The 23,532-nt window shown below is 62.2% G+C and carries 17 protein-coding genes; 6 read left to right on the forward strand and 11 right to left on the reverse strand.

Annotated features, from left to right (window positions below; genetic code table 11):
- Positions 1–16 precede the first annotated feature (16 nt).
- From GRB80_RS08455 to GRB80_RS08465, 3 genes are all read right to left on the reverse strand, one after another.
- Positions 17–529 (reverse strand): disulfide bond formation protein B, encoded by a 513-nt coding sequence (locus GRB80_RS08455; protein WP_161423252.1) that lies wholly within the window; start codon positions 527–529, stop codon positions 17–19.
- On the reverse strand, positions 526–2,187 hold the full coding sequence (gshA, locus tag GRB80_RS08460; protein ID WP_161423253.1) for a glutamate--cysteine ligase: 1,662 nt from the start codon (positions 2,185–2,187) through the stop codon (positions 526–528). Before gshA ends, GRB80_RS08455 begins: the two co-directional genes overlap by 4 nt.
- 126 nt (positions 2,188–2,313) lie before the next feature.
- The gene (locus GRB80_RS08465) at positions 2,314–4,686 is read right to left on the reverse strand and encodes a Tex family protein (RefSeq protein ID WP_161423254.1); all 2,373 of its coding nucleotides are present in this window, start codon (positions 4,684–4,686) and stop codon (positions 2,314–2,316) included.
- A 287-nt stretch (positions 4,687–4,973) separates the two neighbouring features.
- Here GRB80_RS08465 and GRB80_RS08470 point away from each other — a divergent pair, with 287 nt between their 5' ends.
- Complete coding sequence (locus GRB80_RS08470; RefSeq protein ID WP_161423255.1) at positions 4,974–6,683, forward strand: AMP-binding protein; 1,710 nt, start codon at positions 4,974–4,976, stop codon at positions 6,681–6,683.
- A 207-nt stretch (positions 6,684–6,890) separates the two neighbouring features.
- On the opposite strand, the gene GRB80_RS08475 is transcribed toward GRB80_RS08470, so the two are convergent.
- From GRB80_RS08475 to GRB80_RS08490, 4 genes are all read right to left on the reverse strand, one after another.
- A complete protein-coding gene (locus GRB80_RS08475) occupies positions 6,891–8,444 on the reverse strand; it encodes a phosphoenolpyruvate carboxykinase (protein ID WP_161423256.1) in 1,554 nt (517 codons plus the stop codon).
- 341 nt (positions 8,445–8,785) lie between these two features.
- Complete coding sequence (gene hslO, locus GRB80_RS08480; protein ID WP_161423257.1) at positions 8,786–9,661, reverse strand: Hsp33 family molecular chaperone HslO; 876 nt, start codon at positions 9,659–9,661, stop codon at positions 8,786–8,788.
- A 162-nt stretch (positions 9,662–9,823) separates the two neighbouring features.
- Complete coding sequence (locus GRB80_RS08485) at positions 9,824–10,831, reverse strand: glutathione S-transferase family protein (protein WP_161423258.1); 1,008 nt, start codon at positions 10,829–10,831, stop codon at positions 9,824–9,826.
- 134 nt (positions 10,832–10,965) lie between these two features.
- Positions 10,966–11,877: a LysR family transcriptional regulator gene (locus tag GRB80_RS08490; RefSeq protein WP_161423259.1), complete on the reverse strand. Its 912-nt coding sequence runs from the start codon at positions 11,875–11,877 to the stop codon at positions 10,966–10,968.
- A 437-nt stretch (positions 11,878–12,314) separates the two neighbouring features.
- Here GRB80_RS08490 and GRB80_RS08495 point away from each other — a divergent pair, with 437 nt between their 5' ends.
- Both GRB80_RS08495 and GRB80_RS08500 read left to right on the forward strand, forming a co-directional pair.
- Positions 12,315–14,114 carry a peptidoglycan DD-metalloendopeptidase family protein gene (locus GRB80_RS08495; RefSeq protein ID WP_161423260.1) on the forward strand — a complete coding sequence of 600 codons (1,800 nt, stop codon included), beginning with the start codon at positions 12,315–12,317 and terminating at the stop codon, positions 14,112–14,114.
- An 84-nt stretch (positions 14,115–14,198) separates the two neighbouring features.
- The gene (locus GRB80_RS08500; protein ID WP_161423261.1) at positions 14,199–16,046 is read left to right on the forward strand and encodes an ABC transporter ATP-binding protein; all 1,848 of its coding nucleotides are present in this window, start codon (positions 14,199–14,201) and stop codon (positions 16,044–16,046) included.
- Between the two features lie 14 nt (positions 16,047–16,060).
- Here the strand turns inward: GRB80_RS08500 and GRB80_RS08505 are convergent, their stop codons facing one another.
- Positions 16,061–17,578 (reverse strand): L,D-transpeptidase family protein, encoded by a 1,518-nt coding sequence (locus GRB80_RS08505; protein WP_237561944.1) that lies wholly within the window; start codon positions 17,576–17,578, stop codon positions 16,061–16,063.
- A gap of 180 nt (positions 17,579–17,758) precedes the next feature.
- Between GRB80_RS08505 and GRB80_RS08510 the strand changes: the two genes are divergently transcribed.
- The 3 genes from GRB80_RS08510 to GRB80_RS08520 all read left to right on the forward strand — a co-directional run bounded on the left by GRB80_RS08510 (position 17,759) and on the right by GRB80_RS08520 (position 21,420).
- Entirely contained in the window at positions 17,759–18,490 is a 732-nt protein-coding gene (locus tag GRB80_RS08510) for a murein L,D-transpeptidase catalytic domain family protein (RefSeq protein WP_202597190.1), read from the forward strand.
- A gap of 435 nt (positions 18,491–18,925) precedes the next feature.
- Entirely contained in the window at positions 18,926–20,296 is a 1,371-nt protein-coding gene (locus GRB80_RS08515) for a sigma-54 interaction domain-containing protein (RefSeq protein WP_237561945.1), read from the forward strand.
- A 20-nt stretch (positions 20,297–20,316) separates the two neighbouring features.
- The gene (locus GRB80_RS08520) at positions 20,317–21,420 is read left to right on the forward strand and encodes a transporter (protein WP_161423262.1); all 1,104 of its coding nucleotides are present in this window, start codon (positions 20,317–20,319) and stop codon (positions 21,418–21,420) included.
- A 149-nt stretch (positions 21,421–21,569) separates the two neighbouring features.
- Here GRB80_RS08520 and GRB80_RS08525 read toward each other — a convergent pair whose 3' ends face one another.
- Genes GRB80_RS08525 through GRB80_RS08535 form a run of 3 tightly spaced genes read right to left on the reverse strand, consistent with a single transcriptional unit; the run spans position 21,570 to position 23,527 of the window.
- Entirely contained in the window at positions 21,570–22,283 is a 714-nt protein-coding gene (locus GRB80_RS08525; RefSeq protein WP_161423263.1) for a hypothetical protein, read from the reverse strand.
- Between the two features lie 15 nt (positions 22,284–22,298).
- Positions 22,299–23,003 carry a C39 family peptidase gene (locus tag GRB80_RS08530; RefSeq protein ID WP_132041834.1) on the reverse strand — a complete coding sequence of 235 codons (705 nt, stop codon included), beginning with the start codon at positions 23,001–23,003 and terminating at the stop codon, positions 22,299–22,301.
- A 50-nt stretch (positions 23,004–23,053) separates the two neighbouring features.
- Positions 23,054–23,527 carry a hypothetical protein gene (locus GRB80_RS08535; RefSeq protein WP_161423264.1) on the reverse strand — a complete coding sequence of 158 codons (474 nt, stop codon included), beginning with the start codon at positions 23,525–23,527 and terminating at the stop codon, positions 23,054–23,056.
- Positions 23,528–23,532 lie beyond the last annotated feature (5 nt).

Below are 23,532 nucleotides of genomic sequence, written 5' to 3' on the forward strand. Positions count from 1 at the left end.
AGGTTATCGCTGAGGATTATCGCTCGCGGAAGGCCCTGAACAGCAGGCCGAGTGGCGCCAGCGCCAGCACGATAAAGCCCACCAGCGTCCAGCCCGGCAGCGAGACGCCCAGGAACAGGAAGTCGATATCGGCGCACTCACCGGAGCCCGAGAGCACCATGTTGACCACCTCCTGCAGCGGCAGGATATCCAGCATGTAGTCGAGGCCCGGGCCGCAGCTGGGCACCTCATCGGCAGGCAGCGACTGCAGCCAGAGATGTCGCCAGGCCACCCCGATGCCGGCGCCGACCGCCCCCAAGCCCAGCAGGCCGTAGAGTGCCGCCCCGAGGCGACCGGCGGGGTTATGGATGGCCGCCACGGCGAACACCAGCCCTGCGGCAATGACCGCCACCCGCTGGAAGATGCACAACGGGCAGGGCTCGAGACCGACAAGATGCTCGAGGCCCAGCGCCACCAACATCATCACTACACAGAAGGCCAGCCCGGCGAGGCTCCAGTGGCGTACCTCGAGCCGTGAAAGTGCGCTCATCGGCCGGCCCCATCGGTCACCCGTGATTCTCGCGCCCGCTTGAAATAGCCGCTCAGGAAGTCGGCGAAGGAGACGCGGTCCGCGGCTTCGATCTGGGCCTGCTGTTGATGGGAGGTCTCGATCAGCTCGGCAAGGAGTCTTTCACGACCGGAGGCCATGGGTTCATGGCGCAGCTGCTCGGCCTGATCCCGAGCGATCGCCAGGATGACATCGGAGAGCTCCTCGCCACTCTCCTCCAGGCGCGCCAGCAGCTGGCCGGAAGGGGTCAGCGTCGGGTCAGCCAGGCGTGGGGCCATGGCGGCTACGGCGTCGGCATGCGGCGTGCCCTCTTCCAAGCGATCGAGCAGCTCGGCGACCCCGCGCATCTCATCGAGAATCTCACCCCCCCAGTCGGCCACGCTGCGCGGCTTGCCGGCGTGACAGAGGCGTAGCGCAGGATCACGGCCGCGTTCCACCACCAGCTGTCGATTATCGTCGAGCGCCTCGCACTCGGCATCGGGGATCCATGGGCTCTCGGAGAGCAGGCACCACATCACAAAGGTATCGATGAAGTGGATCTGTGTCTCGTCCACGCCCAGGGTCAGCAGCGGGTTGAGGTCGAGGCAGCGAACCTCGATATACTCCACGCCACGGGCCTCCAGGGCCTGACTCGGGGTCTCGTCGTGACGGGCCACCCGCTTGGGGCGGATATCGCTGTAGTACTCGTTCTCGATCTGCAGGATATTGGCGTTGAGCTGGCGCCACTCGCCATTTTCATTGACGCCAAGGGCCTCGTAGGCGGGCCATGGCGTGGAGATGGCATGGCGCAGGGTGTTGACGTAGTTGGAGAGGGAGTTGAAACAGATCTTGAGCTGCTGCTGCACCTTGTTCTGGTACCCCAGATCCGACATGCGCAGGCTGGTCGCGTAGCGCGAGATCAGCGTCTCCTGGCCATGGGCCGAGAGCTTGTCGGGTACCCTGCCGTCGGGCAGGAAGCTGCGGTCGATGGCCGGCGAGGCGCCGAACAGATAGAGCAGCAGCCAGCTGTGGCGCCGAAAGTTGCGAATCAGGCCGAAGTAGCGCTGCGAGCGATAGTCGTTGAACGGGGTGTCTCCGGCACCGTCGATATCACGCAGCAGCGTCCAGAGGTCGTCGGGCAGCGAGACGTTGTAGTGCACCCCGGCGATGGCCTGCATGATGCGCCCGTAACGTACGTCGAGCCCCTGACGATAGACCCGCTTCATGGTGCCCACATTGGAGCTGCCGTAGTCGGCGATCGGGATGCTGTCGTTGCCTTCGAGACGCGCCGGCATGCTGGCCGGCCAGATCAGCTCGTCGCCCAGGTAGCGATAGCTGAAGCGGTGCAGGTCGCCGAGAAACGCCATGGCATCGGCGGGCCGGCTGGTCACCGGCGTGATGTACTCCAGCAGCGCCTCGGAGTAGTCCGTGGTGATATGCGGATGAGTCAGCTTGGAGCCCAGCGCATGGGGGTGCTGCGACTGGGCGACGTGCCCCTCGCGGTCGACGCGCAGCCCCTCCTTCTCGAGGCCACGGCGCAGTCGGCTGAACTCACCCTGGCGGGCGGGACCCTCCAGGCGGGAAACGAGACTGGTGAGTGTATCGGACAAGGTAACACCCCTTGTGTTGGAAAGGCGCGGTGGAAGGCGCCGAGGCGGCATGCCACGCGGATAGTAACGCGGATAGTGAGACGGGCGCCCGTACGGCGCCCGTCAATATGCTGATTATGGTACCTGATAGCCGCCATGCAAAGGTTAGCCGGCTTCAGAATCGGGCACGGTGGGCAGTCATTGCTTCTGCTTGGCCTTGAGCAGCGCAGCCCCCAGAGCCCCCATCTGCCCCTTGTCGTCGTCCCGGGAGTGCCGCCCCTTGCCGTGCCCGCCCTTGCGGGGCGGCTTCTGGCCTGGCGGCTGCCGCCCCTCCTGACGAGCTCGCTCACCGCCGCGGCGGCCGGCGCCCTGCTCATCCGGCTGGTCATCGAGGCGCATGGTGAGGCCGATGCGTGCGCGCTCCAGATCGACGCTCATCACCTTGACCTTGACGATATCGCCGGCCTTGACCACCGTGCGCGGGTCCTCGACAAACTTGTCGGAAAGCGCCGAGATATGCACCAGGCCATCCTGGTGGACGCCGATATCCACGAAGGCACCGAAGTGGGTCACGTTGGTGACACTGCCCTCGAGCACCATGCCGGGCTCCAGGTCCTTGAGGGTCTCCACCCCCTCGCGAAACTCGGCGGCCTTGAACTCGGGCCGCGGGTCACGGCCAGGCTTGTCGAGTTCAACGAGAATATCGGTGACCGTGGGCAGCCCGAAGCGCTCGTCGGCGAAGTCGGCAGGCCTGACGGCCTTCAGGGTAGCGCTGTCACCGATCAGGCTGCCGAGCTCGCGGCCGCTTCTTTCGGCGATGCGCTCGACCAGGGGATAGGCCTCAGGGTGCACGGCGCTGGCATCCAGCGGGTTGTCGCCGTTCATGATGCGCAGGAAGCCGGCGCACTGCTCGAAGGTCTTGGGACCCAGGCGGCTGACATCGAGCAACTGCTTGCGGCTGGCGAAGGGACCCTCGGCATTACGCCGCGCGACGATGGCCTCGGCCAATGCCGGCGAGAGACCCGCCACCCGGGAGAGCAGCGCACTGGAGGCGGTATTGAGATCGACCCCGATGGCGTTGACGCAGTCCTCGATCACCGCCTCCAGACTGCGCGACAGCTGCACCTGGGAGACATCGTGCTGGTACTGGCCCACCCCGATGGACTTGGGTTCGATCTTGACCAGCTCGGCCAGGGGGTCCTGCAGGCGCCGGGCGATGGAGACCGCACCGCGGATGGTGACATCCAGATCGGGCAGCTCCCGGGCGGCATACTCCGAGGCCGAATAGACCGAGGCACCGGCCTCACTGACCATCACCTTGGCGAGTGAGCGCCTGCCGGCCAGCTGCTTGACCAGGTCGCCCGCCAGACGGTCGGTCTCGCGGCTGGCAGTACCGTTGCCCACGGCAATCAGCGACACATCGTGACGCTCCACCAGCTGGGCCAGCTCGGCCAGCGAGGCGTCCCAGGCATTACGGGGCGCATGGGGATAGATGGTGGTGTGAGCCAGGAACTGACCGGTGGCATCCACCACCGCCACCTTGCAGCCGGTACGCAGGCCGGGGTCGATGGCAAGGGTGGCCTTCTGGCCCGCCGGAGCCGCCAGCAACAGATCCTTGAGGTTGGCCGCGAAGACCTCGATGGCCTCGAGCTCGGCCCGCTCGCGCAGTCGGCCCAGCAGCTCGGTCTCGAGATGGGTATAGAGCTTGACCCGCCAGGTCCAGCGCACCACGTCGCGCAGCCACTTGTCGGCGGCACGCCCCTCGTCATGGATGGAAAAGTGTTTGGCAATGGCCACCTGGGCGGGATGGATCGGTGCCTCCTCCTCACCCGGCAGGCGGATCGCCAGCGTCAACACGCCCTCGTTGCGGCCGCGGAACATGGCCAGGGCCCGGTGCGACGGCACCTTGGCCAACCGCTCATCATGCTCGAAGTAGTCGGAGAACTTGGCGCCCTCACGCTCCTTGCCCGGAATCACTCGGGCACTGAGCTCGCCTTCGCTCCACAGCCGCTCGCGCAGTCGGCCGACCAGTTCGGCATCCTCGGCGAAGCGCTCCATCAGGATCTGGCGGGCGCCGTCCAGGGCTGCCTTGGTGTCCTCCACTGCAGGGGTATCACCCTCCGCGGGGCGCAGATAGCCCGCCGCCTCGGCCTCGGGGTCGAGGGTCGGGTCACTCAGCAGGGTATCGGCCAGTGGCTCGAGCCCGGCCTCCCGAGCGATCTGGGCCTTGGTGCGGCGCTTCTTCTTGTAGGGCAGGTAGAGGTCTTCGAGGCGCTGCTTGGTATCGGCGGCCTCGATCAACCCGGCCAGCTCGTCGGTCAGCTTGCCCTGCTCGTCGATGGTCGCCAGCACCGTGGCTCGGCGCTCCTCCAGCTCGCGCAGATAACTCAGACGCTCATGGAGGTGGCGCAGCTGGGTATCGTCGAGACCACCGGTGACCTCCTTGCGATAGCGGGCAATGAAGGGCACGGTCGCCCCGCCGTCGAGCAGCTCCAGCGTGGCGGAGACCTGCTGTGGACGAATGGATAACTCTTCGGCGAGGCGCGCGGTAATGCGTTTGGTGGCGTCCATGTAACCCCTTCACTAATGCTCGATAATCAATCGCGACAAGGTATCACAAACGCCGAAGCGAGCCACGCACGGGTCGCCCAACGACTTTAGTCCAAGCGTTCGCTTGGTTCTTGGACAGCCGGCATCGAATCCGGCTAGATTCTTGAGACGCCTGAGGAAAGCAACGACTCACCGCGGGGGAGCCCCCTTCGACGGACCAGAAAAACGATAAACGCCAACGTCCACGCCAACACCACAACAGCTCAACCATCACTGCATCTCAACCATCACAATAAAGGAGCCGTGCCATGCCGACCGCCGACAGCGCGTCCAACCTTGCCAGCTTTCTTGCCGCCCGCGACTTCCTGATCGAGCACCGCGAGGACTACACCACCGCCTGCCGCGATTTTCGCTGGCCACGCTTCACCGAATTCAACTGGGCGCTGGACTACTTCGATGTCATGGCCCGCGACAACGATGCCCCGGCGCTGTGGATCGTCGAGGAGGATGGCCGCGAGGCACGCCTGAGCTTCGCCGAACTGGCCAGCCGCTCCAACCAGGTCGCCAACTGGCTGCGTTCGCTTGGGGTGAGGCGCGGCGAGCGGGCGTTGCTGATGCTGGGCAACGAGGTGCCGCTATGGGAGGTGATGCTGGCCGCCATCAAGCTGGGCGCCGTGATCATTCCCGCCACCCCCATGCTGACCGCCGAGGATCTCGACGACCGTATCGTCCGCGGCGAGGTCAAGCACCTGGTCATCGGCACCGAGCACCTCGCCAAGTTCGAGGGCCGGCATCGGGATCTGACGCGTATTGCGGTGGGTGGCGCCGAACCCGGCTGGCATGATTTCGCCGACTCGCACCAGAGCAGTGACGCCTTCACGCCCGACGGCCCGACGCCGGCCGACGACCCCATGCTGCTCTACTTCACCTCCGGCACCACCTCGCAGCCCAAGCTGGTCACCCATACGCACCAGTCCTATCCGGTAGGCCACCTCTCGACCCTCTACTGGATCGGCCTGCAGCCGGGGGATCGTCATCTCAATATCAGCTCGCCGGGCTGGGCCAAGCACGCCTGGAGCTGTTTCTTCGCGCCCTGGAACGCCGGCGCCTGCGTCTTCCTGTACAACTACAGCCGCTTCGATGCCCCCGCCCTGCTCGATGTGCTGGCGCGCTACGAGATCACCACCCTGTGCGCCCCGCCCACCGTCTGGCGCCTGTTGATCCAGCAGGACCTGGCGGCCCATCGGGTCGCCCTGCGCGAAGCGGTCGCCGCCGGTGAGCCGCTCAACCCCGAGGTCATCGAGCAGGTGCGTCGGGCCTGGGGGCTGACCATCCGCGACGGCTTCGGCCAGACCGAGACCACCGCCCAGATCGGCAACTCGCCCGGCCAGCCCCTCAAGTCTGGCTCCATGGGGCGCCCGCTTCCCGGTTACCGGGTGGCAATGCTCGACGCCGAGGGCAAGCCGGCCGGCGAAGGGGAAGTCGCCCTGGCGCTGGGCGAGGATCGCCCCGCCGGCCTGATGGTGGGCTATGCCAACGACCCGGAGCGCACCGCCGCCGCCATGCAGGGGGGCTACTACCGCACCGGCGATGTCGCCAGCATCGATGAGCAGGGCTATATCACCTACGTGGGCCGGGCCGATGATGTCTTCAAGGCCTCCGACTACCGTATCAGCCCCTTCGAGCTGGAGAGTGTGCTGATCGAGCATCCGGCGGTGGGGGAAGCGGCCATCGTGCCGAGTCCGGACCCGGTGCGCACCTCGATACCCAAGGCCTATATCATTCCCGCCGCCGGCCATGAGCCCAGTGCCGAGCTGGCCCGGGATATCTTCGCCTTCACCCGTGAGCGCCTGGCGCCCTACAAGCGTATCCGGCGCCTGGAGTTTGCCGATCTGCCCAAGACGATCTCGGGCAAGATCCGGCGTGTGGAGCTGCGTCAGGCCGAAGCCGACAAGGCCAGCGATCAGCGAGGTGAACTGGAATTCTTCGAGGATGATTTTCCGGACTTGAAGGGCTAGCGGAAGGTGTGAGCCCGCCGTAGGGGCCGGGTTTATGCGTGGTCCGGCATACCGGCGATGGAAGCCATCGCGCACCGTAGAACGGATGCCATCGCACACCGTAGGAGCGCGATTTATCGGGCGATTCAAAGAACCCGGCACCGCCTTGGCGGTGCCGGGTTCTTGTTGGTCATGACATTGAGCCGGAAGCAGGCCCTGCCAAGGCGATCAGGTCAGGCTGGGACCGGCCTTGACGATCTCATCGCTGACGCCATCAAACTTCTTGAAGTTGTCGACAAACTTGGCGGCCAGCTCCTGGCGCTGACGATCGTAGGCATCCTTGTCTTCCCAGGTGTCGCGCGGGTTGAGCAGGCTGGAGTCGACACCCGGCACCGCGGTGGGCACATCGAGGTTGAGACCGTCGAGATGCTGGGTCTCGACCTCGCGCAGGATACCGGACTGAATGGCGCTGATGATGGCGCGGGTCGTCGGAATCGAGAAACGCGCACCACCCTCGCCATAGGCACCCCCGGTCCAGCCGGTGTTCACCAGATAGACCTGGGCATCCTTCTCGGCCACACGCTTGATCAGCAGATCGGCATACTCGCGAGCCGGACGCGGGAAGAAGGGGGCACCGAAGCAGGTGGAGAAGGTGGCGGACAGCCCCTCGGAGGAGCCCATCTCAGTGGAGCCTACCTTGGCGGTGTATCCGGAGAGGAAGTGATAGGCCGCCGCCTCTTTGGAGAGTACCGAGACCGGGGGCAGCACGCCGGACATGTCGCAGGTCAGGAAGACGATGGCATTGGGCTCGCCGGCGCGATTCTCGGGCACGCGCTTATCGACGTGCTCCAGCGGGTAGGCGGCACGCGAGTTCTGGGTCAGGCTGTCGTCGGCGTAGTCGGGCTCGCGACGGTCGTCGAGCACCACATTTTCCAGCACGGTGCCGAACTTGATGGCGTTCCAGATCACCGGCTCGTTCTTCTCGGAGAGGTCGATGCACTTGGCGTAGCAGCCCCCCTCGATGTTGAAGACGGTGCCCGGCCCCCAGGCATGTTCGTCATCACCGATCAGGTAGCGCGCCTGGTCGGCGGAGAGCGTGGTCTTGCCGGTGCCGGAGAGACCGAAGAACAGGCAGGTCTCGCCATCCTCGCCGACGTTGGCGGAGCAGTGCATCGGCAGCACGTCGAAGCCCGGCAGCAGGAAGTTCTGTACCGAGAACATCGCCTTCTTCATCTCGCCGGCGTAACGCATGCCGGCGATCAGCACCTTCTTCTCGGCGAAGTTGATGATCACGCAGCCATCGGAGTTGGTGCCGTCACGAGCCGGGTCACACTCGAAGCCGGCGGCATTGAGGATGGTCCACTCCTCCTTAGCGGAGGGGTTATAGGCCTCGGGGCGAACGAACATGGTGCGGCCAAAGAGGTTCTGCCAGGCGGTCTCGGTCTGCACACGAACCGGCAGATAGTAGTCCGGATCGCTGCCCACATGCAGTTCGGAGACATAGTGCTCCTTGCCGGTCAGGTAGGTTTCGACGCGCTCCCAGAGCGCGGCAAACTTCTCGGCGTCGAAGGGGCGATTGACGCTACCCCAGTCGATCTTCGCGCTGGTGGTCGGCTCGTCAACGATATAGCGATCCTTGGGCGAGCGACCGGTGCGGACGCCGGTGCTCACCACCAGGGCACCGTTGGCGGCCAGCCGGCCTTCGCCGCTGGCCACCGACCGTTCGATCAGTTCGGCGCTGCTGAGGTTGACGTGGGCGTGAGAAGCTTGGGGTGTGGTCATGTCGTTTCCTGGGCCGTCGGCCGATTCTCTCGTGTGCCTGGCGTCGGCGGTGACGCGAAGAGCAAGGGGGCTGTGGCGATCATGACGTGCGGTTACCCGACTACTGGTCTTGATCGCCTCTGAAAGGCGGCGCCATTATGGCAAAAAGCACCTCGGCGGGGAACGCCCTTTTTAGGCGAAATTCATGTAGTTTTTCTACAACATGAAGAAAATTCGCTACACACCAACACTGCATCGCAACATCGCATCGCAACATCACCACACCAAGGGAAGTTCAGAATCCTCCAGGCATGAGCCGCTGCCGACGTATCCTTGTCGCGAGCAGCGGCCTCATCGAGCGGCTAGTGCACTACCGGGGGCGGCTCGTCACCCTCCGTCAGCAGCGCCTCGACCTCCGCGATGGAGAAGGCGTAGCGGGTATGACAGAAGTGGCACTGGGTCTCGATGCCGCCCTGCTCCGCCAGTACCTCGCGCAGCTCCTGGGCGCCCAGGCCCACCAGGGCGTCGGCGATACGCTCTCGGGAGCAGGTGCAGCCGAAGCGCAGCGCCTTGGGATCAAAGACCCGCACCGTCTCCTCATGATAGAGACGCTGAAGAAGCTCGTGAGGGTCAAGATGCAGCAGCTCTGCGTCCTTGACGGTCGCGGCCAGATGCACGGTGCGCTCCCAGGCGTCGACATCCTGGTTCTGCGACTCGTCGGGCATGCGCTGCAGCAAAAGGCCACCGGCGCACCGACCATCGGCGGCCAGCCACAGTCGAGTAGGCAGCTGCTCGGACTGGGCGAAGTAGTCGGCCAGGCAGTCGGCCAGGCTATCGCGATCCAGGGCGACGATGCCCTGGTAGCGGTGCCCTTCGCGAGGGTCCAGGGTGATCATGATCTGACCCTCTCCCACCAACTCGCGAAATCCGGCCTGCTCGTCGACGGCCGTCGCGCCCTCGGCCATGCGGGCAATGGCACGCAGCTCACCACCCGGATTGGACTCGGCCATCAGCAGGGCCAGGGCGCCGTTGCCGCGCACCTCGATGCTCAGGGTGCCGTCGAGCTTGACGGTATCGGTCAGCAGGGCCACCGCGGCGAGCAGCTCGCCAAGCAGGCGATTCACCGCGGCGGGGTAATCGTGGCGGTCGAGAACCTCGGCGTAGGCCTGCTCGAGGGTCACGAGCTCGCCGCGCACATTGGTGTTGTCGAACAGGAAGCGCTGGATCTGGTCGGTCATGGGTCTCGTATCGGGTCGGGAAATTGGGGGCATTCTAGCAAAAAGGCTCGCCGCTTTTCCGACGAGGAAGAGAGCTATCGAAGATAGTTTGTAGCTCGGGGCTTGTCCCCAGCGCCCCTTAACTCCGAAAACTGCGATAGTCCTGCGGCGCAGGCCTTCTCCTCAAGAGTGCTTGATCCACACACCCTGCCCCGGCAGGCGCTCACGGTCGTGAGGGCGCTCCAGGTCCAGAATGGGGCCATGGGGCACGATTCGGGTGGGGTTGATGGTCTCGTGACTGCAGTAGTAGTGACGCTTGATATGATCGAAATCCACCGTCTCCTTCACTCCCGGCCACTGGTAGATCTCGCGCAGATAGTGGGAGAGATTGGGGTAGTCCTCGATGCGCCGCAGGTTGCACTTGAAGTGGCCGTGATAGACGGCATCGAAACGCACCAGGGTGGTGAACAGCCGGATATCGGCCTCGGTCAGCCACTCACCGGCCACATAGCGGTGCTCTGCCAGGCGTGCCTCCATGCGATCCAGCGCTTCGAACAGAGCCACCACGTGCTTCTCATAGACCCGCTGATCGGTGGCGAAGCCCGACTTGTAGACGCCGTTGTTGATATGGTCATAGACATCGGCATTGATCGCATCGATGGTCTCGCGCAGCTCGGCCGGATAGAAGTCCAGACGGTTGCCGGTGAGCTCATCGAAGGCCCCGTTGAACATCCGCAGCAACTCGGCCGACTCGTTGTTGACGATTCGCCCTGCCTGCTTGTCCCACAGCGCTGGCACCGTGACTCGTCCGGTGTAGTGGGGGTCGGTCAGGGTGTAGAGCTCACGATGATAGGTCACGCCGTTGACCGGATCGCCGCTCGACCCCTCGTCCTGATGATAGCTCCAACCCTGATCGAGCATTAGCGGACTGACATGGGAGAGGCCGAGAAGATCCTCGAGGCCCTTCAGCTTGCGCATGATCATTACCCGATGAGCCCAGGGGCAAGCCAGAGAGACGTAGAGATGGTAGCGTCCGGCCTCGGCAGGCAGACCCGGCTGGCCATCGGGACCGTTCTCCCCCTCACGGGTGACCCAGTCGCGAAGCTGCGCGGACTCGCGCACGAACTCGCCGCCATGCTTGTCGGTGTCGTACCACTGGTCGTGCCATCTGCCGTCGATCAACAGCCCCATGGAAGTCCTCCTCGAAAAGGCGGGCGACACCGCCGATTGATAAATTCGCCCCCAGCGTAATATTAAGCTGTCGATTCTTCAGCGCATATTATGGGCAGTTTAATTCGATAAAATCGAAATAATCTTTAATTGGGTCACCCTGCTCCTCTGTCACCCTCCACCTCTGCCGCCAGGGCCTCTGTCGCCAGGGCCTGGGCCAGCACCCGAGTCGCCGGTCCGGCGCGGTCGCGGTCACGATGGATCAGCTGCACAGGCGTCTCACGGATGCCGCCGGCGGTGAGGGGCAGCGGCACAAGACGCTTGGCGTCGAGTGCCTGACGAATCCGTGTCTCGGGCAGCCAGGCGAAACCGAGACCACGCTCTACCATGTCGATGGAGGTCTCCAGATGGCTCAGGGTCCAACGCTGCTCGGCCTTGAGCCACCCCTCGTCCATGGTCTGTCGTAGTGCCGAGTCACGCACCACCAGTTGGCGGTGCTGCACCAGGTCGCGTAGATCCAGCGGCCGTTCCAGCCGATGCAGCGGGTGGTCAGGATGGGCCACTGCCACGAAGCGTACGCTGGCCAGTGGCTCGCCCAGGAAGCCCCGAGCGGCGACCCCCGAGATCACCAGGTCGGCGCTGCCGTCGTAAAGCATCTCAACGCCGCCATTGAGCACCGTCTCATGAAGCTGCACGCGCACATGGGGGTAGGTCTCGGAGAAGGTCGCCAGGGCACTGGCCAGGGCGTCGGGAGGAAATACCTGGTCCACCGCCAGCACCACCTCGGCCTCGAGTCCTTCAGCAAGGCTACCCGCCACCTCCTCCAGGGCTTCGGCACTCTCGATCAGCTGTCGCGCTCGCCGCAACAGCATCGCGCCGGCCTCGGTCAAGCGCACCCGGCGTCCGGCCGGCTCCAGGACCTGGACCCCCAGCTGCTCCTCAAGCTTGTGGACCGCATGATTGAGGGTTGAGGGACTCTTGTGGATAGCGTCGGCGGCACGGGCGAAACCGCCATGATCGACAACTGCCGCCAACATCTGCCATTGATTCAGGGTGACACGAGACATTTCGAAACCCTCGAACACAGAACGCTAGTAAGCGGTCTAATATCCGAAAAAATCGCACAAAATACCACCCTTCCTCCGAAGCAGGTGAGCGAGGGAAAGATGCCATAAACAGGGTCAGCAGGGCCAGGCAGGGAGCTTCTATCGCGGCAAGCTTCTCTCGCTTGGGGGAGGCGAAACAGTGAAATAGCGTCGGCGAGGACAGGGGCAATCCATGTGACCCTCAAGCCCCAGGGGTTGAAATCCCACGGCGTCTTGGTTCCAATAGACAAACTGTTACCAAACAGCGTTCACCTATCTCCCACCTACCCTGCGATACTGGTAAAAGGTCGCTCGGGGTTGCGATGCTGTGCATCCATACAGCCTAGGCAACATCCTGGTCTTGCGCTATCGTTCGTACGACTTTATTCGCCTTTCTTTTTTTCATCGGCCTTTTACCCATGCTGCGAGTCCTACATTCGCTGCCCCGCGCGCACAAGCTATTGCTGTTACCGGTCGCCACCATGGTCACCGTGCTGGGCACTCAGAAGATCGTCACCACCTATCACGATATCCAGCGCGATTCTCGATCGCTGGAAACTGTCGTCATTCCCCTCGACGCCGAGGCCACCTCCCGACTGCCTTCGTTGAATCTTCAGCGAGGGCCCGTCGGAGATGCCATCGAGATGGCTAACCAGGCGCTGGACGCCACACGACAGCGTGTACCTATCACCCAGCTGAAGGTCAGCGAAGTGGTCGACCTGGAGCTGGTCGACAAGGCCAATGCCGACAGCGCCGAGGCGGCACCGCCCCTGTTGGCTCGTCTCAACGACGGCACAACGCCACCAGGCGAGCGGCCACCGCTGATGGCCAAGAACCCGGCCAGCAGCTCCTTGAATGAACAGGCAATAACGGTGGCTACGGAGATCACGGCCCCTGACGCCAAGACGCTGAACCGTGGCGCCGTACACATCGCCACACTTATCGGCACCATCGGCAGCGGCATGCTCGATCACGACGGCAGCCTGGTAGCGGATGCCACCTCCTATGAGGATATTCCCGAAAGTGAGCTGGCTCTGCTAGACGATGGCCCGGTGCTGCTCGAGCGAGAGATCGCCGCTCGCGACCCCTATGTGCCTGAGTGGGAAACCTACACCGTGGAGCCGGGAGATGCCTTCACACGTATGGCCCAGGAGCACCTGGGACTGGGCTACAGCGAGGCCCTGGCACTGCTTGAGCAACTACCCGACCGTGACATGCTCGAGCGCTGGCAAGTTGGCAGCCGGCTAGACTACAAGCTGGATGAAGATGGCAAGCTGATCTCGCTGCGCATGATGCGCAACGCCCGTAGCGGCTTCGTGGCAGAACGCGACGGTGGCGCCTTCGAAGTCGCCAGCATCGAGTATACCGGTGAGGCCGCCCAGAGGCTGTTTGCCGGCACCGTCAGCGGCAGCTTCACCCGCTCGGCTCAGGCTACCGGCCTCTCCAGTGCCGAAGTTTCGCGACTGGTACACGTGCTCGGCAAGAAACTCGACTTTCGCCGCGACACCCGTCGCGGCGATCGCTTTCAGGTGCTGGTCGAGTCCGACGTGATCAATGGGGAAAGCTTCGACCCGCGTGTTCTTGCGGTGCAGTATGAGGGAGAGCGCGCCAGCCTGACCCTGGTCCGCAACAGTGCGGACAACAACTTCTACACCCCGGAGGGGGAAAGCCTCGACCCCGCCTTCAATCGTTATCCCTTCGAGGGGCGTTATCGACTGAGTTCCAATTTCAACCCCCGCCGCAAGCACCCGGTGACCGGGCGCATCAGTCCACACAAGGGGACCGATTTCGCAATGCCGATCGGCACGCCGATCACCGCCCCCTCCGACGGTGTGGTCGAGTCGGTGCGCAGCCACTACGCGGCTGGCCGCTACATCGTGATCCGCCACGACAACGGCTACCGCACTCGCTATCTACACCTTTCCAGACCGCTGGTCAGCCGTGGCGAGCGCGTGACCATGGGGCAACGAATCGCTCTCTCCGGCAATACCGGCCGCAGTACCGGGCCTCATCTGCATTACGAGGTGCTGGTCAACGACAACCAGGTCGACGCCATGCAGGTCAAGCTGCCCGAAAACAAGAGCCTCTCGGGCGACCGACTGGTGGCGTTTCAGCGCGAAGCCGAACCGCTCTTGGCCGCTCTGCAGTCCGGCGAGGTCGGTCCGGTCGTCGCCAGCACCGGCGAGCGTGATGCCAAGCAGGAGTCAAACGAGGGCTGACCACGCCTGGTTCTTCCATCTTGACGACACTGCGCCCCGCCATTGTGCGGGGCGTCTCGATTCTGTTCCCTGACGGAGAGCCTCGTGTCATCGCGCTCACCCCAACCCGCCCCTCCTCCTGAAAACCGCCTGACGGCCTTTCTGAACGTATTTCGCTATAGCCGTCGCGCACTTGCTCTGGTGTGGCAGACCTCGCGAGCCCTCACCGTGGGCCTGGCGATTGCCACTCTGGTCGCCGGCGTACTGCCGGCGGTGGCGGCCTGGCTCGGTCAGCTGATCGTCGATGCCGTGGTGGCCGCCATGGAGCAGCACGCCGAGACGGGCAGCGTGGCATGGTGGCCGGTGCTGCGCTACGTGATTGCCGAAGGCGGAGTGATCGCCGCCATCGCCCTGGCGCAACGCGCGCTCTCCGCTCAGCAGTCACTGCTGAGAGCCCTGCTCGGTCAGAAGGTCAACGTGATGATCCTCGAGAAGGCCGGCACCCTGAGCCTGGCCCAGTTCGAGGACTCCGAGTTCTACGACAAGCTCACCCGGGCCCGTCGCGAGGCATCGACCCGTCCCCTGGGGCTGGTCAACAAGACCTTCGCCCTGGCCCAGAATGGCATTTCGCTGATCAGCTTCGGCGTCCTGCTGGTGCAGTTTTCCCCCTGGGCATTGCTGGTGCTGGTGATCGGGGCCCTGCCGGTGTTTATCTCCGAGGCCAAGTTCTCCGGCGATGCCTTCCGGCTGTTCCGCTGGCGCTCGCCCCAGACCCGCATGCAGATGTACCTGGAGACCGTGCTGGCCCGCGAGGACAGCATCAAGGAGGTCAAGCTGTTCGGCCTGGAGCCGCTGCTGCTGGAGCGCTATCGGAGGATCTTCGACACCCTCTACGCGGAGGACCGTCGCCTTACCCTGCGCCGAGAGAGCTGGGGCTTCGCGCTCGGTCTGCTCGGTACTCTGGCCTTTTACGGCGCCTACGCCTGGGTCGTGGTGGAGACCATCACTGGCACCCTGAGCCTGGGCCAGATGACCATGTACCTGATGGTCTTCAAACAAGGACAGGCGGCGCTCTCGGCGAGTCTGACCTCGATCAGCGGCATGTACGAGGACAACCTCTACCTCTCCAACCTCTACGAGTACCTCGAGCAGCCGGTGGCACCGGAGGCGGGCAGCATGACCACAGGCTCCCGCCCTGGCGACGGCATTCGCTTCGAGGGCGTGAGCTTCACCTACCCCGGTGCGAAAACGCCCGCCCTCTCGAACATTTCGCTGCACCTATGCCCTAGCCAGAGTCTGGCGCTGGTGGGCGCCAACGGCTCGGGCAAGACCACCCTGATCAAGCTGTTGACCCGCCTCTATGAACCGAGCGCGGGGCGGATCCTGCTCGATGGCAACGACCTGCGCGACTGGGATATCCGGACGCTGCGCCGCCGCATCGGAGTGATCTTCCAGGACTTCGTGCGCTACCAGATGAAGGTCGGCGAGAACCTGGGGGCCGGTGACGTGACCGCCTTCGAGGATGAGATTCGCTGGCAGGAAGCCGCCCGCCGCGGACTGGCCGACGACTTCATCACCACCATGCCAGACGGCTATCACACCCAGCTGGGACGCTGGTTCAAGGGGGGGCAGGAGCTCTCCGGTGGCCAGTGGCAGAAGGTCGCGCTAGCGCGTGCCTATATGCGCCAGAGTGCCGACATCCTGGTACTCGACGAGCCCACCGCGGCTATGGATGCCGCTGCCGAAGCAGCCGTATACGCCGACTTTCGCGATCATAGCCAGGGCAAGATGACCATCCTCATCTCACATCGCTTCTCCACGGTGCGCGCCGCCGACCAGATTCTGGTGATTGATGGCGGCGAGATCCTCGAACAGGGCGATCATTCCAGTCTGATGGCCGCCAACGGCCGTTATGCCAGGTTGTTCAGGCTCCAGGCCAAGGGATACGAATAGTCCAGATCGCGCACCTACAAGGATGCCAGCGGACGGTCCAGTGCACGCAGCAGGGCGTCGTCACGCGCGTAGATATCGGGGCGGAAGACCAGTCGACCGCCGGCACCCGGATGCACCGTCCAGTAGTGCAGGATGACCGGCATCGGCTCGACCAGCGACACATTTCGAGTACGACCACCCGCCAGCAAAGAGCGAAGATCGCGATCGCTGCCAGTATCATCCAGGAGAAGCTGGGCGAGCTCCAGCACCCCCTGCACTCGAATACACCCCGAGCTGAAGGCGCGACGCTGACGAGCGAATAGCCCCTGAGCCGGAGTATCGTGCAGGTAGACAAGATGGTCGTTGGGAAAGCGGATCACCACCTGACCCAGGGCATTGCCCGGCCCCGCGGCCTGACGAATCATCACATTACCCGGGTTTGACCAGTTGACCTGGCCCGGGCTGAGGCGCTGACCCGACGGCGTCAGCACCTGCATATTGCGCCTATCCAGGTAGTTCGGGTCTCGACGCACACTGGGAATCACATCTTCACGCAGGATGGTCGGCGGCACCGTCCAGGTCGGGTTGACGGTCAGGTGAGTGATCTCAGAGCGCAGCGAGGGCGTCCGTCGATAGGGCTGACCCACCACGATGCGTGACCGCCAGACATCACCATTGGGACGAAAGTAACTGACACGGTAGCCGGCGATATCCACCAGCACAAATGCCTCGGGCAAGCCATGCATCAGCCAGCGAGCGCGCTCAAGATTAAGACGAATCTGGTCGATGCGCCTGTCCACCGGCACATTCAACGCTTCACGGGTACGCGGACCGACAATGCCATCCATCTCAAGCAGATGATGATCCTGGAAACGCCTTACCGCCGCCTCGAGACTGGCATCGAAATACTGCGGATCAGGCGCCTCAAGCTTGGCCTCCGGCAGGATCGTGATATCCGCCGCCATGACCTCCAGTTCGCCTATCTGGGCCAGTCGTTTACGCAGAATCGCCACATCCGGATGAGTCACACCACGTTCGAGGACGGGCCCAGTATCGGGAAGCATGGGCCACCCCCCCAGGCGCTGGATGTTCCGATAGCGGGTCAGCCCCTGGCGCAGCCGCTGATAGGGGGCATAGGCCGGACGCACCGAGTCGAACAGTGCCGCCAACTGCCCTGTTTCCACCGCCTGGATGATCCTGTCCAGAGTAGGAAGCCGCTCATTGATGGGCACCTTCCATTGCGGGTCGATGCTGTGCGGGTCCACCTTGCCATGATGGAGGTGACGCAACGCCGTATATAGGGCGCGGGTCGCCCGGATATCGAAGCGTGCCTGTGCATGCTCATCGCTGATCAGAGCCTGGCGATACCCTGCCAGCAGACGGTCGGCACCATAGTCGCCGGGATTCAGGCCATCACTGGCCACCCCCTTCAACGCCTCGACCAGCCCCTGCACCTGCTCCTCTCGCATCCAGGCCACCTGGAATGCGCGCGCCGCATAGAAAGCCTCCAAGCTTCCCCCCCGCGGCACCAGGACCTGCTCCACCGCGGTCATGCTGCGCTCCTGCGGCGCCGACGGCTGTCCGATGGCCGTGCCAGACATCGACAAGATAATCAGCATCAACCCAGCTATCGCGACAGATCGCCGCATGTTCACCTCCATTATCGCTAATTGCTAACTTGATCAAGCTGGCTCGTCCTTACATCATAGCGAGAAACCATGAGACTCGATGTGATGATGCGATCAACCCTTACCGTCTGGTTGCTCTGCGCGAGCGGCCTGTTAGCCAGCGCCTGCGCCGACACTCCCGCCACCCAGGATGCAAGCCCACGCATGGTGGATGGGGTCCCCCTGGCCCGGGTCCTGACGCGCCTGGCACCGAATGCCAATCGCGAGATGCTTACACTGGCCGCCAATGCTCTATCGTGTGCCGATCCTGATGCCGAGCGTCTGGCGGTGATCGATTATTCGCTGCCCTCAAACGAGCCACGCCTGTGGGTCTTCGATCTGCGTCGCAAGCAGTTGCTCTTCGAGGAACTGGTCTCCCATGGCCGGGGATCTGGCGATGCACTGGCCACGCATTTCTCAAATACACCGGAGAGCCACCAATCGAGCCTCGGTCTATTTCGCACCATGAACACCTATTACGGGAGCAACGGCTATTCGCTTCGACTCGAGGGCCTCGAGCCAGGCGTCAACCACCTGGCCTTTGAACGCGCCATCGTGATGCACGGCGCTGACTATGTTAGCGAGTCCTTTATCGAACAGACCGGCCGACTAGGGCGTAGCCTTGGTTGCCCGGCCGTACGCCAGGAAGTTACCTACCCACTGATCGACAGCCTCAAGGAGGAGCAGTACCTGTTCGCCTACTATCCCGATCCGGAGTGGTTAACGAGCTCCGCCTACCTCAGCTGCGACCGCGATCAAGGACGACAGCTGGCCATGCAGTCATATGACAAGCGTTAGCCGTTGCGGCTAACGAAATTGGAAGACGCAGCAGCAACGCGGATTGACTAAGCTCTATGGAGCTTGTCGGCCATGGATGATGCTCGGAACATGAGTTGAGGCTAACCCAGCCAGGGCCTGCGACGAATAGAAGGTAAGCAAGGCGTGAGATCGCCCGAACAAGGGCATCTCGCCATCGCGCTGACAAACACACAAAGCAACCTTTTGGTCCTTATCCTTTACAAAAATCAATCTACCAACAACACTTTCTCTATTCTACGATTTCAACGTCATAGGGCCTCACTCCTGTCAGACCAATGATGCCAAATGGCGACATTTTGACAGTACGGAATGCAGAGAAATGCTGAGTAATACAGAAACATGGTTCCCATGGCGGGTGATATTGATCGTCGAGGCGACCAATATCAAATAATAAGCAACATCTAAAGGGTGATGATGGATAAATCACGCCATGTTCTAATGATAGGTGACCAGCGCTTTACGGCCAGCGCAGCACTATCACTGAAGCAATATGCATGGCAGTTTCAACGGACCAGCTGCCCGGTAGAGGCTGAGCAGCTTCTTCTTACATCTCCCCCTCCACTCGGAATCATTCTTATGGAGCCGGCCTATACCAGGCCCTCCCTTGAACTGGAGAGGCTGGTCTGCCTGGTGCCTTACACCCTCTGGGTAGCACTGTTAAGCACTGACAGCCTGCAGGAATATCAAATACGTGCATTTGTCGCCAGGCACTGCCATGCCTGTCTCCTGCTGCCCCTGGATCCCGAGAAAGCCAACCATGTGCTGGAGAGCACGCTCACCATTTCGGAGGTGCTTTCAGCCCATTTTGGGGACTGTAACTCCCCTGCAGTGCCCGGTCATAGGGCGCAAATGATCGGCAGGTCCCATGCTATCCAGAAACTGCTCAAGGATATCGAGAAAATTGCCTTGGTAGATGCACCGGTACTTATTACTGGTGAATCTGGTACTGGGAAGGAGCTGACGGCTAGACTAATTCATGAGAATTCGCCCAGGCATGGAGGCCCCTTCAACGCCGTTAACTGCGGCGCCTTACCTTCCGGTCTTATCCAGTCTGAGCTCTTCGGCCATGAGAAAGGAGCTTTCACCGGCGCAGGCAAGTGCAAGGTAGGAATCATCGAGTCGACATCGGGTGGCACCCTGTTTCTCGACGAGATCGGCGACCTCCCGCTGGAACTTCAGGTCAACCTGCTACGCTTCCTGGAAGATCACCGTATCCAACGGCTCGGCAGTCTGCGCGAAATAGCGGTGGATGTCAGGATACTCACTGCGACCCATGTCGACCTGGAGCACGCCATACAGTCGGGCGACTTTCGAGAGGACCTCTATCATCGCATCAACGTTCTGCAAGCCAGAATGCCACCACTACGTGAAAGGCCAGAGGATATCGAGGCCCTGGCCTCTCACTACTTTCAGAAGTTTCGAGCCGAGTCACCCTGCCGGGTACGCGGCTTCAGCCATGACAGTCTTGTCACCATGCGTCAGCATCACTGGCCAGGCAATGTGCGAGAGCTGGTCAACCGAATCCGTCGTGCCATGGTGATGTGTGAGGAGCGACTGATCACGCCTGATGACCTTGGCCTGGAAAGACGCAAGGACCTCGTCAGAACACGCCCTTCCCTGGAGGATATTCGGAACTGCGCCGAACGTGAGGCCATTGCTGCCGCACTGGCTCGCAACAGGAACCATGCGCTGCACGCTGCACAGGATCTCGGCATCTCTCGAGCCACCCTGTACCGCCTGATAGACAAGCACTGCGTTCCTCGACCGCTCGATAGCCGAGCCTAACCACCACAGGAAATGCACCCATGACTTCATATCAGCGTGTACTTATTGGTATTACAACCCCCTTTCTGTTCATCAGCGTCTCGCCTCTCATGGCCCAGGAAGCCACTCAGCCCGTCGGCCAGCAGCCACCGGAAGCCGAGCCGCAGTTCAATGTTCAGTCAATGGCGGAGTATGGCGGTGTCCTCACCCCGCGTGGACGCCTGATACTCGAGCCCGAGTTCCAATACTCCCACGAAAGCATCAACCGAATGACCTTCGAAGGGGTCAGTGTACTCAGTACACTGCTGATCGGCGTATTCACGGCTCAGGATGTCGATCGCGACAACTACACCGCCTCACTGACCGGCCGCCTCGGCGTTACCGATCGCCTGGAGCTCGAGATGAAGGTGCCCTATGTCTATCGAGACGAGAACGAGAGGATCAACGTTCCCATCGAGGATGGCGAGGACGGTGTCTTCAGCCTCGACCGAGAGCTCTCCGGCGACAGTCTGGGGGACATCGAACTGGCCGCTCACTATCAGCTGAATCGTGGGCAGAACGGCATGCCCTTCTTTATCGGCAACCTGCGCTACAAGACCACCACCGGCAAGGGTCCCTTCGATATTGACCGCAATAGCGAAGGTAACCCACTGGAACTCTCGACGGGTACGGGCTTCCACTCGATCGAGCCCAGCATCACCATGCTGCTGCCCTCGGCGCCGGCGGTCTACTTCGCCAATCTTGGCTATGTCTTTCACCTGGAAGATAGTGTGAATCAGAGCCTATCCAACGTTGATGATGATAGAGGAAACCCACTCAATGTCGTTGTCGGCGATGTCGATCCGGGCGATGCCGTGCGTCTCAGCTTCGGCATGGCATATTCGATCAACCCGCGCACCTCCTTTACCCTGGGGTACAAGAACGACTTTATCGGCAAGACCAAGACCGACTATGTCAATGTCGATACTGGCACCACCACCTCCGTGCAGTCGCAGACATTGAACGTCGGCTCCCTGCTGCTGGGCTGGAATTACTCGCTAAACCCGGATGTCAATATCAACGTGGGGCTCGAGCTTGGTATCACCGAGGACGCCCCGGACACCACCTTGACCTTTCGCATGCCTATCGGAATGAATGTTTTCTAGGCTGACGCGTGTGGCACGACGCCAAGAGACCAGAGACACGTAACAGGTATAAAAGAGTGAGGCTGCCACTTACAGGCAGCCTCTCTCTTTATGGTTTATGATTTCCAGTTATGGAGATGATCGATGCGAGAGCGGTGGAAAAACCGGTGTCAGCGCAGAATACCGGAGAATGAATCCAGGATCGCGGCCCGTTTTCTGGCCGCATCCAGGGCACCGATATTGTTGAGTCGAACACTGATATCGATTCTCTGCTGGATGTTCCGGTTCGATGCATTACTGACCACGCCGCTGACGATGGCCCCCCTGGTAATATTATGCAGGGCGGAGGTAAAACCCTTGGCATCGTTCAAGGCAATACCCGAAAAGTCGGCGAGGCCTGCCAGGTCTACACCACCCGGTGTCACGTCGGTCACCGATAACGTACCGTTACCAACCTGAGCCGCCATCCCGCCGGGGTCGCGCAGGGTCTGCGAGACGAGATTGGGGCCTGCCGGAGTGAAGTTGACCACTGAGACCAGCTCTACCCTGTCGTCGATCTGTGTCTGCAGGCGGGCGCCGAAGTCCACATCGAGCCCACCAATATTGAAGCCGGCGCGCATCTGGCCCATTTCCCCATCCGCGATCACGTCACCGCGATAAAATCCGTCGTGAGCGGCACGGGACTGCGATACCTCGGCATAGAGCCTGTCCCCATCGAGGAGTGATGCAGATTCGAGGCGCTGATAGGCAGTCGTCTCGGAGGCCTCTGCCAGCACCTCTGTAGAAAGCGTTGCGGCCTGAGAGCCAGCCGCCAGGAATAGAGCGGCCGCACACCCCCACCCAAGCCGGCTTGCCGTACCTTGTCGAAAAGCCCGAGAGTTCATCGTATTATCTCCTCGCTACCGACCCAGCTCATTATAGGCGGGCAGGGTCAGCAGGCTGGCACCGACGCTCGAGCGGTTCACGCCTCTGGAGAGCGGAGATTCGGGGCGCACGGCCCAGTCCTGATCATGGTTGAAGTGCTGGCGGGCCACTTCGAGCTCGGCGCGGGCACCGAGGACCGTGCCGCTCCACAACTGCTCGAACTGCTCACGAGTCACCACCAGGGTACCGGCGGCAGGGTCTCCCACCAGGATATTATCGTCATCTATCCCCTTGACGACGACGAAGTGCTTGTAGCCGGCGGTGTTCACCATGGTGATGGCCGGAACACCGATGCGAATGAAGTCATCCAGCGTGATCCGAAACCCGTCGGCATTGAGTCCACGTCCATCCAGATAGTGTTTCATATCCAGCATGGAAAAGCCGTAACGCTGAATCTTCTCTGCGTCACCGGCGCGAATCATGGTCTCGAAGACTTCGGCCTCTGTCGTGTCACGCTGGTAGTGATAGGTCAGTAGCGTTGCCACGGCGGCCGATCCGCAACTGAAGTCATACTCTTGCCGGACCACCCTGTCCCAGCCTTTCTCCTGAAGACTCTTGGCCTCTACCTGGAAGTTTCCAAATCGACTGGCGATGGTCACCTGGCCGGCGATGACGTTCATGCTGCTCAGGATGAGCAACAGTGATGCCATACCACAGCAGAGGTTCCGAAACACGTTCATGGCGAATCATCCCTTGATGGGCGTGTCATATGACGGTTTATTTCATTGCGTCAATTAGCGATGAACACGCTGATCCCCACCGCGTTATTGATAGAGTTTCCGTTGCCGGACACGGCACTGAAGATGCCCGTACCGCTATAGCTGCCCAGCGCGTCCGGCGCGAAGGTAATGTTTCCCGACACCATGTTGCCTCCGATATCGAAGGAGGTGTCGTTTACCGATGCCTTCATCTTCTGAACGCTCTTGACCGTGTTGACGTTGACGGTCATCTGCCCTTCACGGGCCCTGGCCTGCTCCATTGTTGTGCGATCCAGATGTTCCATGGCGGAAAAGCCCTGTGACAGGCTCTGACTAACGTCCCCACCAGAACCAGACACAAAGATCTCTTGATAGATATTGATGCCTGTCTCCGCGTGGCTGTTCGGCGCACCCACCACCAACAGCACCGAAAGGAGTAATGGTGCTGTGACCATATGGCGATGACGCCACCTGCCGGGGTATGAACTGACAATCAAGCTTTTCATGGTGC

This window comes from Halomonas icarae (assembly GCF_009901955.1).
GTDB classification, from domain to species: domain Bacteria; phylum Pseudomonadota; class Gammaproteobacteria; order Pseudomonadales; family Halomonadaceae; genus Halomonas; species Halomonas icarae.

Coding starts and splice junctions, on each gene's coding strand:
- GRB80_RS08455 (WP_161423252.1), bottom strand. CDS start 529: ATGAGCGCACTTTCACGGCTCGAGGTACGCCACTGGAGCCTCGCCGGG.
- gshA (WP_161423253.1), bottom strand. CDS start 2,187: ATGCCGCCTCGGCGCCTTCCACCGCGCCTTTCCAACACAAGGGGTGTT.
- GRB80_RS08465 (WP_161423254.1), bottom strand. CDS start 4,686: ATGGACGCCACCAAACGCATTACCGCGCGCCTCGCCGAAGAGTTATCC.
- GRB80_RS08470 (WP_161423255.1), top strand. CDS start 4,974: ATGCCGACCGCCGACAGCGCGTCCAACCTTGCCAGCTTTCTTGCCGCC.
- GRB80_RS08475 (WP_161423256.1), bottom strand. CDS start 8,444: ATGACCACACCCCAAGCTTCTCACGCCCACGTCAACCTCAGCAGCGCC.
- hslO (WP_161423257.1), bottom strand. CDS start 9,661: ATGACCGACCAGATCCAGCGCTTCCTGTTCGACAACACCAATGTGCGC.
- GRB80_RS08485 (WP_161423258.1), bottom strand. CDS start 10,831: ATGGGGCTGTTGATCGACGGCAGATGGCACGACCAGTGGTACGACACC.
- GRB80_RS08490 (WP_161423259.1), bottom strand. CDS start 11,877: ATGTCTCGTGTCACCCTGAATCAATGGCAGATGTTGGCGGCAGTTGTC.
- GRB80_RS08495 (WP_161423260.1), top strand. CDS start 12,315: ATGCTGCGAGTCCTACATTCGCTGCCCCGCGCGCACAAGCTATTGCTG.
- GRB80_RS08505 (WP_237561944.1), bottom strand. CDS start 17,578: ATGACCGCGGTGGAGCAGGTCCTGGTGCCGCGGGGGGGAAGCTTGGAG.
- GRB80_RS08510 (WP_202597190.1), top strand. CDS start 17,759: ATGATGCGATCAACCCTTACCGTCTGGTTGCTCTGCGCGAGCGGCCTG.
- GRB80_RS08515 (WP_237561945.1), top strand. CDS start 18,926: ATGGATAAATCACGCCATGTTCTAATGATAGGTGACCAGCGCTTTACG.
- GRB80_RS08520 (WP_161423262.1), top strand. CDS start 20,317: ATGACTTCATATCAGCGTGTACTTATTGGTATTACAACCCCCTTTCTG.
- GRB80_RS08525 (WP_161423263.1), bottom strand. CDS start 22,283: ATGAACTCTCGGGCTTTTCGACAAGGTACGGCAAGCCGGCTTGGGTGG.
- GRB80_RS08530 (WP_132041834.1), bottom strand. CDS start 23,003: ATGAACGTGTTTCGGAACCTCTGCTGTGGTATGGCATCACTGTTGCTC.
- GRB80_RS08535 (WP_161423264.1), bottom strand. CDS start 23,527: ATGAAAAGCTTGATTGTCAGTTCATACCCCGGCAGGTGGCGTCATCGC.